The organism is Pseudomonas sp. NY15181, from assembly GCF_048068055.1.
Taxonomy (GTDB): Bacteria; Pseudomonadota; Gammaproteobacteria; order Pseudomonadales; family Pseudomonadaceae; genus Pseudomonas.
In genome coordinates, this window is record NZ_JBLUPT010000001.1 from 869484 (window position 1) to 884930 (window position 15447).

The 15447-nt window shown below is 65.3% G+C and carries 9 protein-coding genes and 1 tRNA gene; 5 read left to right on the forward strand and 5 right to left on the reverse strand.

Annotated features, from left to right (window positions below):
* Nucleotides 1–10: 10 nt before the first annotated feature.
* A complete protein-coding gene (locus ACNFBT_RS04020; RefSeq protein ID WP_416746648.1) occupies nucleotides 11–250 on the forward strand; it encodes a glutaredoxin family protein in 240 nt (79 codons plus the stop codon).
* Between the two features lie 164 nt (nucleotides 251–414).
* Here ACNFBT_RS04020 and ACNFBT_RS04025 read toward each other — a convergent pair.
* The 3 genes from ACNFBT_RS04025 to mobA form a co-directional block, all read right to left on the reverse strand.
* Nucleotides 415–491: transfer RNA gene (locus ACNFBT_RS04025), tRNA-Pro, on the reverse strand.
* Nucleotides 492–635: 144 nt separating this feature from the next.
* Entirely contained in the window at nucleotides 636–857 is a 222-nt protein-coding gene (locus ACNFBT_RS04030; protein ID WP_416746650.1) for a YgdI/YgdR family lipoprotein, read from the reverse strand.
* Between the two features lie 91 nt (nucleotides 858–948).
* A complete protein-coding gene (gene mobA, locus ACNFBT_RS04035; protein WP_416746652.1) occupies nucleotides 949–1536 on the reverse strand; it encodes a molybdenum cofactor guanylyltransferase MobA in 588 nt (195 codons plus the stop codon).
* Nucleotides 1537–1606: 70 nt separating this feature from the next.
* Here mobA and moaB point away from each other — a divergent pair, with 70 nt between their 5' ends.
* The gene (gene moaB / locus ACNFBT_RS04040; protein ID WP_416746654.1) at nucleotides 1607–2146 is read left to right on the forward strand and encodes a molybdenum cofactor biosynthesis protein B; all 540 of its coding nucleotides are present in this window, start codon (nucleotides 1607–1609) and stop codon (nucleotides 2144–2146) included.
* Nucleotides 2143–3357, forward strand: coding sequence for a gephyrin-like molybdotransferase Glp (gene glp / locus ACNFBT_RS04045; RefSeq protein ID WP_416746656.1), 1215 nt, complete (start codon nucleotides 2143–2145; stop codon nucleotides 3355–3357). Before moaB ends, glp begins: the two co-directional genes overlap by 4 nt.
* Before the next feature lie 135 nt (nucleotides 3358–3492).
* On the opposite strand, the gene ACNFBT_RS04050 is transcribed toward glp, so the two are convergent.
* A complete protein-coding gene (locus tag ACNFBT_RS04050; protein WP_416746658.1) occupies nucleotides 3493–10317 on the reverse strand; it encodes a VCBS domain-containing protein in 6825 nt (2274 codons plus the stop codon).
* 743 nt (nucleotides 10318–11060) lie between these two features.
* Nucleotides 11061–12089, reverse strand: a complete 1029-nt coding sequence (locus tag ACNFBT_RS04055; RefSeq protein ID WP_416746660.1) for an AraC family transcriptional regulator — start codon at nucleotides 12087–12089, stop codon at nucleotides 11061–11063.
* A 156-nt stretch (nucleotides 12090–12245) separates the two neighbouring features.
* On the opposite strand from ACNFBT_RS04055, the gene ACNFBT_RS04060 reads away from it, so the two are divergent.
* Nucleotides 12246–13841: an FAD-binding oxidoreductase gene (locus ACNFBT_RS04060; RefSeq protein WP_416746662.1), complete on the forward strand. Its 1596-nt coding sequence runs from the start codon at nucleotides 12246–12248 to the stop codon at nucleotides 13839–13841.
* Between the two features lie 4 nt (nucleotides 13842–13845).
* Nucleotides 13846–15429, forward strand: coding sequence for an FAD-dependent oxidoreductase (locus tag ACNFBT_RS04065; RefSeq protein WP_416746664.1), 1584 nt, complete (start codon nucleotides 13846–13848; stop codon nucleotides 15427–15429).
* The last annotated feature ends 18 nt before the right edge of the window (nucleotides 15430–15447 follow it).

Genomic DNA, 15447 nt, shown 5'->3' on the forward strand with positions numbered 1-15447 from the left:
GGAGTCGAACATGCCCCCTGAATGCCAGCTCTTCGGCACCCTGGGTTGTCATCTGTGCGAAGTGGCCGAAGCGGTGCTGATGCCCTTCGTCGAACACGGCCTGCTGGTCGAACTGGTGGACATCGCCGACCGTGAGGAGTGGGTCGAGCGCTACGGCCTGACCATCCCCGTGCTGCGTCGCTGCGATAGCGGCGCCGAGCTCAACTGGCCCTTCGACACCGAGCAGGTCGCCAGCTTTCTCGGTTGCTGAGTTGCGTTGTCGCAGGTGTCGATGTGCAAATCCGGGCAGCTCTGATCCGCCCATGAAAAAAGCCCGTCCAGTGGACGGGCTTTTTCGTTGAGCCTGCGGACTCTTCCTGGGATGAAAAATCGCAGGCAATAAAAAACCCGCCGTTAGGCGGGTTTTTCGGGATTTGGTCGGAGCGACTGGATTCGAACCAGCGACCTTCTCGTCCCGAACGAGACGCGCTACCAAGCTGCGCTACGCTCCGTTTGATGGCGCGCATTCTACCGAAAAACTTTTGATGCACAAGGGGTTAGCGAAAAATTTTTCAGAAATTTTTTTCGCCCCCCGTAAATGGCAAACGCCCCGCAGACCGGCCAGGGCCTGCGGGGCGTTGTCATGCGGAGGAAGCTTAGAGCTCCTTGACGGTCCGCACCTGATCCTTGTTCACACGGATGGCTTTGCCGTCCAGCTGTTCGAACTCATAGAAGCCGGATTCATCGTCGTACTTGGGCTTGTCGACGGATTGAATCTCGCGGCCGTCGTTCAGCGTGATGACAGACGGTGTGGAGCAACCTGCAAGCACGCCAATGCCCAGGGCAAGCAGGAAGGCGGGAAGCATCCGGTTGGTCATGGGTGAATCTCCTGATGAGCGAACTAAAATGTACGACGATTCGGACAGAGATTTTTCCGCCAAAGTTCCCGGAATCTTTTCGAGATCGTCGCTATCGGGCGTCGTAGAGCAGTTCAGGCGTATTCAGATTGGCCAGGCGCGGGTCATTGGCGGGGCAGTCCACCGCTTGCAGGCCCAGATGTGAGAAAACATGGCGCGGACTGCGGTCGCCGCGCTGCCAGGCCTCTTCTATCTGCGGCCGCAGGGCGACGGGGATCACGCAGAACAGCGGCTCCCACTGATCGGCGCAGCGCAGCATCTGCACCTGGTTTGGCGATACGGCCGAAGCCTGAAGCAGCCGCTCCAGCAATTCGCCGTCCAGCCGTGGGGCGTCGCAGGGCAGCACCAGCAGGTGTGCATGCCGCGCCACGGCGAGGCCGGCGCGGATACCGGCCAGCGGACCGGGGAAGTCGGGACTGTCGTCGTGCACCAGGCGGTCCGCGTAGGGCGCGTATTCGTCCGGATTGCGGTTGCAGGAAATGATCAGGTCGTCGCTCAGCGGGCGGGCGAGGGCGGCGGCATAGCTCACCAGCGGGCGGCCCTGCCAGGGCAGCAGGCCCTTGTCCTGCCCGCCCATGCGTTGCCCGCGGCCTCCGGCGAGGATCAGCACGGAACAGGGCGGCAGCGAGGCGTGTGGCATGTCAGGGTCTCCAGGGCGGGCCTGTGATATAACACCGCGCAATCCAACCTCACAAGCAAGGGCCCTCATCATGAGCCACAAGGCCGAGCAGCCATTCGTCCCGCTGAACATCGCCGTCCTCACCGTCAGCGACACCCGCACCCTGGAAACCGATACCTCCGGCCAGTTGTTCGTCGACCGTCTGAAGGCCGCCGGGCACAACCTCGCGGCCCGCGTTCTGCTCAAGGACGACCTCTACCGCATCCGCGCCCAGGTCGCGACCTGGATTGCCGAGGATGAAGTGCAGGTCGTGCTGATCACCGGTGGCACCGGCTTCACCGGCCGCGACAGCACCCCGGAAGCCGTGACCTGCCTGCTGGATAAAGTGGTGGACGGCTTCGGCGAGCTGTTCCGGCAGATTTCCGTGGCCGATATCGGCACCTCCACCGTGCAGTCCCGCGCGCTGGCCGGCCTGTCCAATGGCACCCTGGTCTGCTGCCTGCCGGGCTCCACCAACGCCTGCCGCACCGCCTGGGATGGCATCCTCGGCGAGCAGCTCAACGCCAGCCATCGCCCGTGCAACTTCGTGCCGCACCTGAAGAAGGCGGCGCCCTGCGAGGGCCGCGGATGAGCTGCTGCGACAAGCCCGGCCTGCTGCCGGTCGAGGATGCCCTGGCCCGTCTGTTGACCCTGGCCGAGCAATCCCCGATCACCGAGAGCGAAACCTTGCCACTGGCCGAAGCGGATGGCCGCGTGCTGGCCGAACCGCTGGTGGCCGGACTGGACCTGCCGCCGTGGCCCAACAGTGCCATGGACGGTTACGCGTTGCGCCTGGCCGACTGGCAGGGCGAGGCGCTGCCGGTGAGCCAGAAGATTTTCGCTGGCCAGGCAGGCGAGCCGCTGCAATTGGGCACCTGCGCGCGCATCTTCACCGGCGCGCCGGTGCCGGAGGGTGCCGACTGCGTGGAGATGCAGGAAAACGTCGAGGTGCTGGACGATGGCCGTGTGCGTTTCCTCGAGGCGCTCAAGCCTGGCCAGCACGTGCGCCCGCAAGGCCAGGAAACCCGCAAGGGCGACTGTGTGTTGCCGGCCGGTACGCGCCTGGGACCGATCGAAATCGGCCTGGCGGCCTCGCTCGGTCACGCCGAGCTGAAGGTGCGTCGTCGCCCGCGCGTGGCGCTGCTGTCCACTGGTGATGAGCTGGTCGAGCCGGGCGCGCCGCTGGCGCTCGGGCAGATCTACAACAGCAATCGCCACCTGCTGCGTACCTGGCTGCAGCGCTTCGGCTGCGAGGTGGTGGATGCGGGTATCCTGCCGGACGATCTCGAACGTACCCGCAACGCGCTGGCCGGTTTGTCCCAGGTGGACCTGATTCTTTCCACCGGCGGCGTGTCCGTCGGCGAAGCGGACTTCCTCGGTGCGGCCCTGCGCGAGGCGGGCGAGCTGGCGCTGTGGAAGCTGGCGATCAAGCCGGGCAAGCCGCTCACTGTAGGGCAATACCAGCAGGTGCCGGTGATCGGCCTGCCGGGCAATCCGGCCTCGACCCTGGTGACCTTCGCGCTGCTGGCGCGGCCTTACCTGATGCGCCGCCTCGGCATGCAGAAGGTCGAGCCGCTGCGTTTGCAGGTGCCCGCCGGGTTCAACTGGACCAAGCCGGGCAACCGCCGCGAGTACCTGCGCGCGCGCCTGGAGAATGGCCGCGCGGTGCCCTATGCCAACCAGAGTTCCGGTGTGCTGCGCAGCGCAGCCTGGGCCGAAGGGTTGGCGGAAGTGCGCGAAGGGACGACGCTGGTCGAGGGTGATTCGTTGATCTTCATTCCGCTCAGCGAATTGCTCGATTGATCAGCCCGTAGCTGCTTTGTAGGAGCGAGCTTGCTCGCGAACACGGCATCGTTCCAATGCGCCGGTTCAAGCTGCGAAAAAAACGGGGCCGCACTATGCGGCCCCGTTTGCTTTTGCTTGCTGTATCAAGAAGGCTCAGGCGATATCGGTCGTCGCGAAGGCATTCGCCGCGTTCACCCCGACCAGCACGATCAGGCTGTCGCCAGCGTCGACGGCACCGCTGTTGTTCTCGTCGACGACCAGCCAGCCGTTGCCGGAGCCCGCTGCGTTCCAGGCCATGTAGGCATCGTGGTTGCCAGCAACGTTCGCCAGCGCGGTGTTTGCGGCAGTGACGAAGGCATTGAAGTCGCTCAGCGCCGTGCCATTGGCGATGGTCACGTTGCCCGCTGTCAGCGAGGTGGCGATGGTGTCGTCCGACGATTTGAAGTCGCCGATGGTGTCCGCGGTGGCCAGGGTGATGCCGGTGTCGCCGGAGGAAAACACGAAGGTGTCGTTGTCCTTGCCGCCATACAGCACGTCGATGCCGGTGCCGCCATAGATCTCGTCGTTGTCGTCCTGCCCGAACACAGTGTCGTTGCCCGATCCTGCCAGGATGATGTCGACGCCCTGCCGCCCGTAGATGACATCGTCGCCGGAGCTGAAATCGTAACCTCCTCCGGGCAACGTTTCCGTCCCGGCATTGGTACCGGTAACGAGGCTGAAGGTTTCGTTGTAGGTGGCCAGTGTGGCCCCCGCGCCCTGGCTTACCTTGACCGTCACCTCGTAGATGTTGCCGCCGGCAAGCCCCGTCGTGGTGCTGAGCACGCCTGCGGTGCTGACCGCGAACTGTGCGCTCGCATCGGTGGTGATGCTCGCAGCGCCCAGGGCTCCGACCTTGGCGCTGGCGAGACTGTAGGAGTAACTCCCGCCAGCGTCCGGGTCGGCACCGGTCGGTACGCTGAGGGTTCCGATGGTATTGCCGGAACTGGGAATGCCGTTGCCGGAGGCGAAGGAAACCGCTGTCATCGCCAGGTCGCGCGGCGCATCGTTGCCACCGGTAATGCCGATGGTGATGCTCTGGCTGGCTGAGGTCACGCCGTCAGCCGTGGCCGTCACGCCGTACACCAGGCTCGGATTGTTGCCCGACTGCAACGCTTCGATGGCACCGTCATTGGCGACGAACTTGTAGGCGCCGCTGGTGCTGTTCAGGTACAGCGTGCCGTAGCCGCTGCTGGTGTTCTGCAGGTCGTAGCCCAGCACTCCCGACGCGCTGCTGCCGGCTAGGGCGAAGGTGAAGCTGGTGTCGCCGTCGCGGCTGCTCACGCCCAAGGTTCCGACTGTGTCGGTGAAGATGTCGTCGGCCGCCGTATCGGTGTAGGACGCGACGACTGGCGTGACCACTGGCGCATCCTCGGCGCCGGTCAGGTTGATGGTGATGGTCTGGCTGGCCGAAGTCGCACCGTCTGCCGCAGCGGTGACATGGAACACGGCACTCGGGTTATTGCCAGCCTCCAGGGCCTCGATGGCACCGTCATTGGCGACGAACTTGTAGGCGCCCGAGGTGCTGTTCAGGTACAGCGTGCCGTAGGTGCTGCTGGTGTCCTGCCGGTCGTAGCCCGACATTAGCGACGCACTGCTGCCGGCTAGGGCGAAGGCGAAGCTGGTATCGCCGTCGCGGCTGCTTACGCTCAGGGTGCCGACCGTGTCGGCGAAGGTGTTGTCGGCAGAGGTGTCGGTGTAGGAGGCGACGACCGGTGCCACTACCGGTGCGTCCTCAGCCCCCGTCAGGTTGATGGTGATGGTCTGGCTGGCCGAAGTGGCACCGTCGGCCGCAGCGGTCACGTGGTACACCGCGCTCGGATGGGCGCCACCCTCCAGGGCCTCGATGGCACCGTCATTGGCGACGAACTTGTAGGCGCCCGAGGTGCTGTTCAGATACAGCGTGCCGTAGCTACTGCTGGTGTCCTGCCGATCGTAGCCCGACATTAGCGACGCACTGCTGCCGGCCAGAGCAAAGCTGAAGCTGGTGTCGCCGTCGCGGCTGCTGACACTCAGGGTGCCGGTGGTATCGGCGAAGCTGTCGTCGGCAGCGGTATCGGTGTAGCCCGCCACCACTGCTGTCACTACCGGTGCATCTTCAGCCCCGGTGAGGTTGATGGTGATGGTTTGGCTGGCGGAGGTGGCGCCGTCCGCCGCAGCGGTGACGTGGAACACCGCGCTCGGGTTGCTGCCGCTCTCCAGCGCTTCGATGGCGGCATCGTTGGCAACGAACTTGTAGGCGCCCGAGGTGCTGTTCAGGTACAGCGTGCCGTAGTTGCTGCTGGCGTCCTGCAGGTCGTAGTCCACTTGTCCCGTTGCACTGCTGCCGGCCAGAGCAAAGGTGAAGCTGGTGTCACCGTCGCGGCTGCTCACGCTCAGGGTGCCGGTGGTGTCGGCGAAGCTGTCGTCGGCTGCCGTATCGGTGTAGCCCGCCACCACTGCTGTCACTACCGGTGCATCTTCAGCGCCGGCCAGGTTGATGGTGATGGTCTGGCTGGCGGAGGTGGCGCCGTCCGCCGCAGCGGTGACGTGGAACACCGCGCTCGGGTTATTGCCGCCTTCCAGGGCCTCGATGGCGGCATCGTTGGCGACGAATTTGTAGGCGCCGGTGCTGCTGTTCAGGTACAGGGTGCCGAAGGTGCTGCTGGTGTTCTGCAGGTCATAGCCGGTTACGGCGGAGGCGCTGCTGTTGTCCAGGGCAAAGGTGAAGCTGGTGTCACCGTCGCGGCTGCTCACGCTCAGGGTGCCGGTGGTGTCGGCGAAGCTGTCGTCGGCTGCCGTGTCGGTGTAGCCCGCCACCACTGCCGTGACCACCGGCGCGTCTTCGGCACCAGTGAGGTTGATGGTGATGGTCTGGCTGGCCGAAGTCGCCCCGTCCGCCGCAGCGGTGACGTGGAACACCGCGCTCGGGTTATTGCCGCCTTCCAGGGCCTCGATGGCGGCATCGTTGGCGACGAACTTGTAGGCGCCGGTACTGCTGTTCAGATACAGCGTGCCAAAGGAGCTGCTGGCGTCCTGCAGGTCGTAGTCCACTTGTCCGGTCGCACTGCTGCCGGCGAGGGCGAAGGTGAAGCTGGTGTCGCCGTCGCGGCTGCTGACACTCAGGGTGCCGGTGGTGTCGGCGAAGCTGTCGTCCGCCGCGGTATCGGTGTAGCCCGCCACCACTGCTGTCACTACTGGTGCATCTTCAGCACCGGTCAGGTTGATGGTGATGGTCTGGCTGGCGGAGGTGGCGCCGTCCGCCGCAGCGGTGACGTGGAACACCGCGCTCGGGTTATTGCCAGCTTCCAGGGCTTCGATCGCGGCATCGTTGGCAACGAACTTGTAGGCGCCGGTACTGCTGTTCAGATACAGCGTGCCAAAGGAACTGCTGGCGTCCTTCAGGTCGTAGTCCAGTTGTCCCGTTGCGCTGCTGCCGGCCAGAGCAAAGGTGAAGCTGGTATCGCCGTCGCGGCTGCTGACGCTCAGGGTGCCGGTGGTGTCGGCGAAGCTGTCGTCGGCTGCCGTATCGGTGTAGCCCGCCACCACTGCCGTGACCACCGGCGCGTCTTCGGCACCAGTGAGGTTGATGGTGATGGTCTGGCTGGCCGAAGTCGCCCCGTCCGCCGCAGCGGTGACGTGGAACACCGCGCTCGGGTTATTGCCGCCTTCCAGGGCCTCGATGGCGGCATCGTTGGCAACGAACTTGTAGGCGCCAGTGGTGCTGTTCAGGTACAGGGTGCCGTAGTCGCTGCTGGTGTTCTGCAGGTCATAGCCGGTTACGGCGGAGGCGCTGCTGTTGTCGAGGGCAAAGGTGAAGCTGGTATCGCCGTCGCGGCTGCTGACGCTCAGGGTGCCGGTGGTGTCGGCGAAGGTGTCGTCGGCTGCCGTATCGGTGTAGCCCGCCACCACTGCTGTCACTACTGGTGCATCTTCAGCACCGGTCAGGTTGATGGTGATGGTCTGGCTGGCCGAAGTCGCGCCGTCTGCCGCAGCGGTGACATGGAACACGGCACTCGGGTTATTGCCAGCCTCCAGGGCTTCGATGGCCGCGTCGTTGGCGACGAACTTGTAGGCGCCGGTACTGCTGTTGAGGTACAGGGTGCCGAAGGTGCTGCTGGTGTTCTGCAGGTCATAGCCGGTTACGGCGGAGGCGCTGCTGTTGTCGAGGGCAAAGGCGAAGCTGGTATCGCCGTCGCGGCTGCTGACGCTCAGGGTGCCGGTGGTGTCGGCGAAGCTGTCGTCCGCCGCGGTATCGGTGTAGCCCGCCACCACCGCCGTGACCACCGGTGCGTCTTCAGCACCGGTGAGGTTGATGGTGATGGTCTGGCTGGCCGAAGTCGCGCCGTCCGCTGCGGCGGTGACGTGGAACACCGCACTCGGGTTATTGCCGCCTTCCAGGGCCTCGATGGCCGCGTCGTTGGCGACGAATTTGTAGGCGCCGGTGCTGCTGTTCAGGTACAGCGTGCCGAAGGAGCTGCTGGTGTCCTGCAGGTCGTAGTCCAGTTGTCCCGTTGCACTGCTGCCGGCCAGGGCGAAGGTGAAGCTGGTATCGCCGTCGCGGCTGCTGACGCTCAGGGTGCCGGTGGTGTCGGCAAAGCTGTCGTCCGCCGCGGTATCGGTGTAGCCCGCCACCACCGCTGTGACCACCGGTGCGTCTTCAGCACCGGTGAGGTTGATGGTGATGGTCTGGCTGGCCGAAGTCGCGCCGTCCGCTGCGGCGGTGACGTGGAACACCGCACTCGGGTTATTGCCGCCTTCCAGGGCCTCGATGGCCGCGTCGTTGGCGACGAATTTGTAGGCGCCGGTGCTGCTGTTCAGGTACAGCGTGCCGAAGGAGCTGCTGGTGTCCTGCAGGTCGTAGTCCAGTTGTCCCGTTGCACTGCTGCCGGCCAGGGCGAAGGTGAAGCTGGTATCGCCGTCGCGGCTGCTGACGCTCAGGGTGCCGGTGGTGTCGGTGAAGGTGTCGTCGGCTGCCGTGTCGGTGTAGCCCGCGACCACCGCCGTGACCACCGGTGCATCTTCAGCGCCGGTCAGGTTGATGGTGATGGTCTGGCTGGCCGAGGTCGCGCCGTCCGCCGCAGCGGTGACGTGGTAAATCGCGCTCGGGTTATTGCCAGCCTCCAGCGCCTCGATAGCCGCGTCGTTGGCAACGAACTTGTAGGCACCGGTGCTGCTGTTCAGGTACAGCGTGCCAAAGGAGCTGCTGCTGTCCTGCAGGTCATAGTCCAGTTGCCCCGTCGCGCTGCTGCCGGCGAGGGCAAAGGTGAAGCTGGTATCGCCGTCACGGCTGCTGACGCTCAGGGTGCCGGTGGTGTCGGCGAAGCTGTCGTCCGCTGCCGTATCGGTGTAGCCCGCCACCACTGCGGTGACCACTGGCGCATCTTCAGCGCCAGTGAGGTTGATTGTGAGGGTGGCAGTGCCGGTCGCATTCGAGCCGTCGGTCACTTTAAGCGTGAAGCTTTCGCTGGTGTTCGACTCGAGCGCCTCGATGGCGCCATCGTTGGGGACGTATTCATAGGCGCCGCTGGCGTCCAGATAAAGCGTGCCAAAGCTGCCGACCAGTTTTTGCTGGTAGGTGTGCCCGTTTACATCGAACGACCCGGTTGCCACGCCAGCGCCGTTGATTGCGTAGGTCGCCGAATCGCCGGCATCACGGTCCACCGTCGAGAGGTTGCCGGTCGCGCTGCCGAAGGTGTCGTCACTTGCCGTATCGGTGTAGGTACGTGCCGTCAGCGAGGCGGAGAGCTCGGGCGTATCGTTTGCGCCGGTCAGGTTGATGGTCAGGGTCTTGGTATCGGTCGCATTCGAGCCGTCGGTTACCTTGAGCGTGAAGCCTTCGCTGGTGTTCGTCTTGAGCGCTTCGATGGCGCCGTCGTTGGGGACGTATTCATAAGCGCCGCTGGTATCCAGATAGAGCGTGCCGAAGCTGCCGACCAGCTTCTGCTGGTAGGTGTGCCCGTTTACATCGAACGACCCGGTTGCCACACCGGCGCCGTTAATTGCGTAGGTCGCCGAATCGCCGGCATCGCGCTCCACCGTCGTGAGGTTGCCGGTCACGCTGCCGAAGGTGTCGTTCGCCGACGTATCGACATAGGTATGGGCGGTCAGCGAGGCGTTAAGCCCGGGGGTATCGTTGACGCCGTTCAGGCTGATGCTGATGGTCTGGGTGGTGCTGTCGGCCGTGCCATCGGTGGCGCTGACCACGAAGTCGAGCGCCTGGGTGGTCTTCAGGCCTTCCACCGCCGCATCGTTGGCGACGAACTTGTAGGCGCCGCTCGTGACGTTCAGGTAGAAGGTGCCGTAGGCCGTGCTCTTCTGCACGTCGAAGCCTGCGCTGACTCCGGTTCCGCTCGCGGCGACGGAGCCTGCCAGCTTGAAGCTCACTGTATTACCGTCGGAGTCGCTGCCGTGCAGGGTGCCGGTCACATCGGGATAGCTGTCGTCGTTGGCGGTGTCGGTCACCGTGCCGCCGCTTACGGTATTCAGTGTCGGCGCGTGGTTGACGGTCGAGATCAGCGTGCCGCTGGTATCGACGTACTTGCCCTCACCGCTGAGCGAACTGTCGCTGGTCACCCGCACACCCAGGGTCAGGAGCCTCGGGTCGCTCGCCAGCAAGGAAGTAATCGCCGACGGCAGGTCGAGCGTATTCAACGAGAACGACATCGACTCGCCGGCGGTGAGGAAGCTGGCCTTGTTCACGCCCGCCGATCCGAGCCCCGTGCTGGAAACCTTGTAGTAGTCGTCCCAGGTAATGCCGGTCCCATTCATGTTGAGGCTGTTGTCGGACTTGGCCAGCGTGACCACGCCCTCAACGAGCTTGTCGCCATCCGAGAACCAGAGCGCATTGAGATCCAGATATCCGGATGTACAGGTCACCGTGAAGCTGGTGCCATCGAAAACGACCTTGAATTGCAGGCCAGACGCGGCCGACCCGAAGTCCCACTGATAAGACTCGCCCATGATCCTTCCCTCACATCAAAGCTGAAATGCCTCGGACAACCTCTGTTTCAAGCTCGCGGCCAATCAATCCCTGAGTTGGGATCCTGCAGATTTGGGGGTGGGGGAGCCTTTCGAGCCGCCAAAGGGGCGGCAAGCATGCTGAGCGCTGAGGTCAGTGCAGGTCGATTGTTCGTCGCCCCAGAAAACTGCGCACTGTACGGTGGCAACGCTCACTGAAACCTCCCATCCATGCATCCATCAGGTCATTGGTTTCTTGATTCTCCGCTCGGTTCCAACCCGTACAGGCCCATCGAGAGTCCGTATCGCCAACAAGCAATCGATATAAGCGTCATGAGCTCAATAACTCGATTGCCTGTCTTTACGTTTCTCTGGCTTTACACCTGATGCGGATTGGTACTCCCGTTGGAAGGTAGCTCAATGCCATTAGCACACCCGTCGAAAGGACGGATAGTTGACGAAATGCAGGGGGTGATCCGACAAGCGGTGAAAATCGTCAATATCCAAGCGCCAGACACGCTGACGGATACCGCCACTGCAAGGTGGTGGTTGGCAGGTTGCCGGGGATGGGTGGGGGAGCGGAGGGGCATCACCTTGCCTTTAACAGGCCGGCGTCACCCGGTCACTTGCGCTGAAAGACACTGGGCTCGATGCATCCCGAAGCCGAGGCGCGGGCGGGGGAAATGGCGATGTCCGAAAGCAAGGCCGGCGGAAGCGGATTTGGGTAGTAATGAAAAACGCCGGTCTCAGACCGGCGTTTTCTTTTGCTGCTGGCGGTACTCGCCGGGCGTCTGTCCGGTCCAGCCCTTGAAGCTGCGGTGGAACGAGCGCGATTCGGTGAAGCCCAGGTACTGGGCGATGTCCTGGATCGGCAGGTCGCTGTGCACCAGGTAGTGCTCGGCCAACTCCTGGCGCAGCTCGTCGAGGATCTGCTGGTAGCTGGCGCCGGCCTGCTGCAGGTGGCGCTGCAGGGTGCGCACGGTCATCTCGAAGCGCTCGGCGACGCGTTCCTTGCGCGGCAGGCCGTCCTTGAGCAGCAGGCGCAGCGCGTTCTTCACCCGCAGCGGCAGCGGCTCGTCGTCATCCAGTTCGGCCATCAGCGCCAGGGCGTGTTCTTCCAGGGTGCGCAGCAGGTTGGCGTCGGCCTGGCGCAGTGGGTAGGCCAGCAGCGGCAGCGGCACCAGCAGCGCGCTGCAGGGTTGCTCGAAGCGCACCGGGCAGCAGAACAGCTGCTCATAGTCGGCCAGCTCGGCGCCGTCAGGTTGCGCGTGCTGGAACCAGACCTCCTTCGGCGAGCCATTGGTGTCGGCGATCCAGCGGGCGTACAGCAGCCAGGAGGCCAGCACGTTCTCCACCATGTGCCGGCGGATCAGCGCCGCATCGTGGCGGCAGTTCCAGATCAGCTTCACATGGTCGTCGGCCGGCTCCAGCTGGCTGGTACCCATGTCGCCCACCAGCTTTTCGTACGGAATGATCCGGCCCATGGCTTCGCCGAGGTTGGCGCAGTTCATGGTGATGTAGCCGAGCACGCTCCAGGAACCGGGCTGGACGAAACGCGCCGAGTGCAGCCCGAACAGCGGGTCGCCGGAATGCGCGCAGAGGTATTGCAGCAGGCGCTCGTGAGCCTCGCTGGGCAGGCGCTGGCTGTTGTCGTTCAGCTGCGAGCGCTCAAGGCCCGCAGCCGCCAGGGCCGCATCCAGGTCCATACCGAGGGACTCGGCGTGGCGCAGGTATTTCAGCAGTGCGGGGACGGAGGTATAGCCGAGGGAATGCATGGCGTTCGTTCTTGTTCTGGTGTCTCGATCGGCAACTGCGCCTGTCTTGATCCGACAGTGACAGGGCAGGGCGGCTGGCTAGTATAGGCAGCCATCAAGTGGCACCGAAATAGCAATCTGAAGAGCCAACAGAGACCCTGAATAAAAGGAGCGGGCATGCGACGCTGGAACGGCTGGGGTGAGGAAACGACGGTAGTGGAACTCCCCGAGAACGGGCGCGGTTTTCTCGCCGAGCTGGTCGGGCCCGGCCTGACGCTGCCGGATGCGACCCTGGAACAGGTGCTGGCCAAGGTGCCGGCCTCGCGCCTGCCCGAGCACCCGCTGGTGGTGCGCGAGGCCCGCGACCGCCTGCTGCACGCCCGCGGCCAGAGCCTGCCGGACTGGCTGGCGATGCGCGAAGGCGAGTTCGGCGTGTTCCCCGATGGCGTCGCCTACCCGCAGACCGCCGAGCAGATCCGCGAACTGCTGCGCTTCGCCGAACTCTGGGACTGCCTGGTGATCCCCTACGGCGGCGGCACCTCGGTGGCCGGCCACATCAACCCGCCGCAATCGGACAAGGCAGTGCTCACCGTCTCCCTGGAGCACATGAACCGCCTGCTGGAGCTGGACGAACAGAGTCTGATCGCCACCTTCGGCCCCGGCGCCAATGGTCCGCAGGTGGAAAGCCAGCTGCGCGCCCGTGGCTACACCCTCGGGCACTTCCCGCAGTCCTGGGAACTGTCCACCCTCGGCGGCTGGGTGGTCAGCCGCTCCAGCGGCCAGCAATCGCTGCGCTATGGGCGCATCGAGCAGCTGTTCGCCGGCGGATCGCTGGAAACCTTCGCCGGCACCCTGGAAATCCCCACCTTCCCGGCCTCCTCGGCGGGGCCCGATCTGCGCGAGATGGTGATGGGCTCTGAAGGCCGCTTCGGCATCCTCTCCTCGGTGAAGGTGCGCGTCACGCGCATCGCCGACGACGAACGCTTCTATGCCGTCTTCCTGCCGTCCTGGGAGCAGGCGCTGGAAGGCATCCGCACGCTGGTGCAGGCGCGGGTGCCGCTGTCCATGCTGCGCCTGTCCAACGCCATCGAGACCCAGACCCAACTGGCCCTGGCCGGCCATCCGGGGCAGATCGCCTGGCTGGAGCGCTACCTGAAGATGCGCGGCGCGGCGGAGGGCAAGTGCATGCTGACCTTCGGCGTCACCGGCGACCGCGCGCAGAACGCCACTTCGCTGCGCGCCGCGCGGCGCCTGCTCAAGGGCTTCGGTGGCGTGTTCACCGGCACCCTGCTGGGCAAGAAGTGGGCGCAGAACCGCTTCCGCTTCCCCTACCTGCGTGAGGCGCTGTGGGAGAACGGCTACGTGGTCGACACCCTGGAAACCGCCACCGACTGGTCCAACGTCGACAACCTGCTGAACCGCATCGAAGCCAGCCTGCGCGACGGCCTGGCTGCCGAGGGCGAGCGCGTGCACGTGTTCACCCACCTGTCCCACGTCTACGGCGAAGGCTCGAGCATCTACACCACCTATGTGTTCCGCCCGGCGAACAGCTACGCGCAAACCCATGAGCGCTGGCGCAAGCTCAAGCACGCGGCAAGCCAGGCCATCGTGCAGAACCGCGGCACCATCAGCCACCAGCACGGCGTGGGCAAGGACCACGCGCCCTACCTGCCGGTGGAGAAGGGCCCGCTGGGCATGGCGGCGCTGAAGGCGCTGGCCGGGCATTTCGATCCGTCCAGCCGGATGAACCCCGGCACCCTGCTGCAGGACTGACGGCATGTCCGCCTGGAATGCCGCGTGGCGCGCCACGGCGCTGTCGGAGCTGGCAACGCGCGACTGGGACCTGATCGTGGTCGGCGGCGGCATCAGCGGCGCCGGCATCCTGCGCGAGGCCGCGCGGCGCGGCTGGCGTTGCCTGCTGATCGAGCAGCGCGACTTCGCCTGGGGTACTTCCAGCCGCTCCTCGAAGATGGTTCACGGCGGCCTGCGCTACATCGCCAAGGGCCAGTTCGGCCTGACCCGCGACTCGGTGCGCGAACGCCAGCGCCTGCTGGGCGAGGCTCCGGGGCTGGTCGATCCGCTGAGCTTCATCATGCCGCACTACCAGGGCGGCTTCCCCGGTCCGCGGGTGTTCGGCACCCTGCTGTCGCTGTACGACGCCCTGGCCGGGCGACGCAATCATCTGTTCTATCGCCTGGAAGAGCTGCGCTACCTGGCACCGGGCCTGAAGGAAGAGCGCCTGCTGGGCGGCACCCGTTTCCAGGATGCGGTGACCGACGACGCGCGGCTGGTGATGCGCGTGCTGGGCGAAGCGCGGGCCGATGGCGCCGAAGCGCTGAACGGCCTGCGGGTGATCGAACTGGAGCGCCGCGACGGCCGCGTGCATGGGCTGGTCGCCGAGGATCGCGAGAGCGGCCGGCGCTTTGGCTTCCGCAGCCGCGCCGTGGCGCTGGCCACCGGCGCCTGGGCCGACGCGCTGCGGCAGAAGCAGGGCAGCGAGCACATTCGCCCGTTGCGCGGCAGCCACTTGCTGCTGCCGGCCTGGCGCCTGCCCGTGGCCCACGCCTTCAGCTTCATGCATGGCGAGGACAAGCGGCCGGTGTTCGTCTTCCCCTGGGAAGGTGCGACCGTGGTCGGCACCACGGACATCGATCACCGCGACACGCTGGATGACGATGCGGCGATCAGCCGCGAAGAACTGGACTACCTGCTGGCCGCCTGCGCCCAGCAGTTCCCGTTTGCGCGGATCACCGCGCAGGACGTGCGCTCCACCTGGGCCGGCGTGCGCCCGGTGGTCAGCGATGGCGCCCCAACGCTCAAGCCCTCGGACGAGAAACGCGAGCATGCGCTGTGGGTCGAGCCCGGTTGCGTGACGCTGGCCGGCGGCAAGCTCACCACCTTCCGCCTGTTGGCGCTGGAGGTGCTGGCAGCCTGCGCACCGATGCTGGAGCGGCCGCTGGAGTCGGCTGGAGACAACGTCTTCAGCCCGAGCGAAACCATCTCGCTTCCTGGTTTGACACCGACTCAGCAGCGCCGCCTGGCGGGGCGTCATGGCCGCGCCTTACCGGAGTTGGCACGGCTGCTGAAGGAAGTCGGCAATGCACGCATAGGCGACACCGATTGCCTCTGGGCCGAACTGGCCTGGGCGGCGGAGGGCGAGTTGGTGCTGTATTTGGACGACCTGCTGCTGCGCCGTACCCGCATCGGTTTGCTGCTGGCCGAGGGGGCAGTCCATGAGCTGCCGAAGATTCGCGCGCTGTGCCAGCCGCGCCTGGGCTGGGACGACGCCCGCTGGAAACGTGAAGAACAGGACTACCTGGCGCTCTGGCGGCGCAGCTACAGCCTGCCTGAGGTGCGCTGAGCGAGCGCGCCCACATCA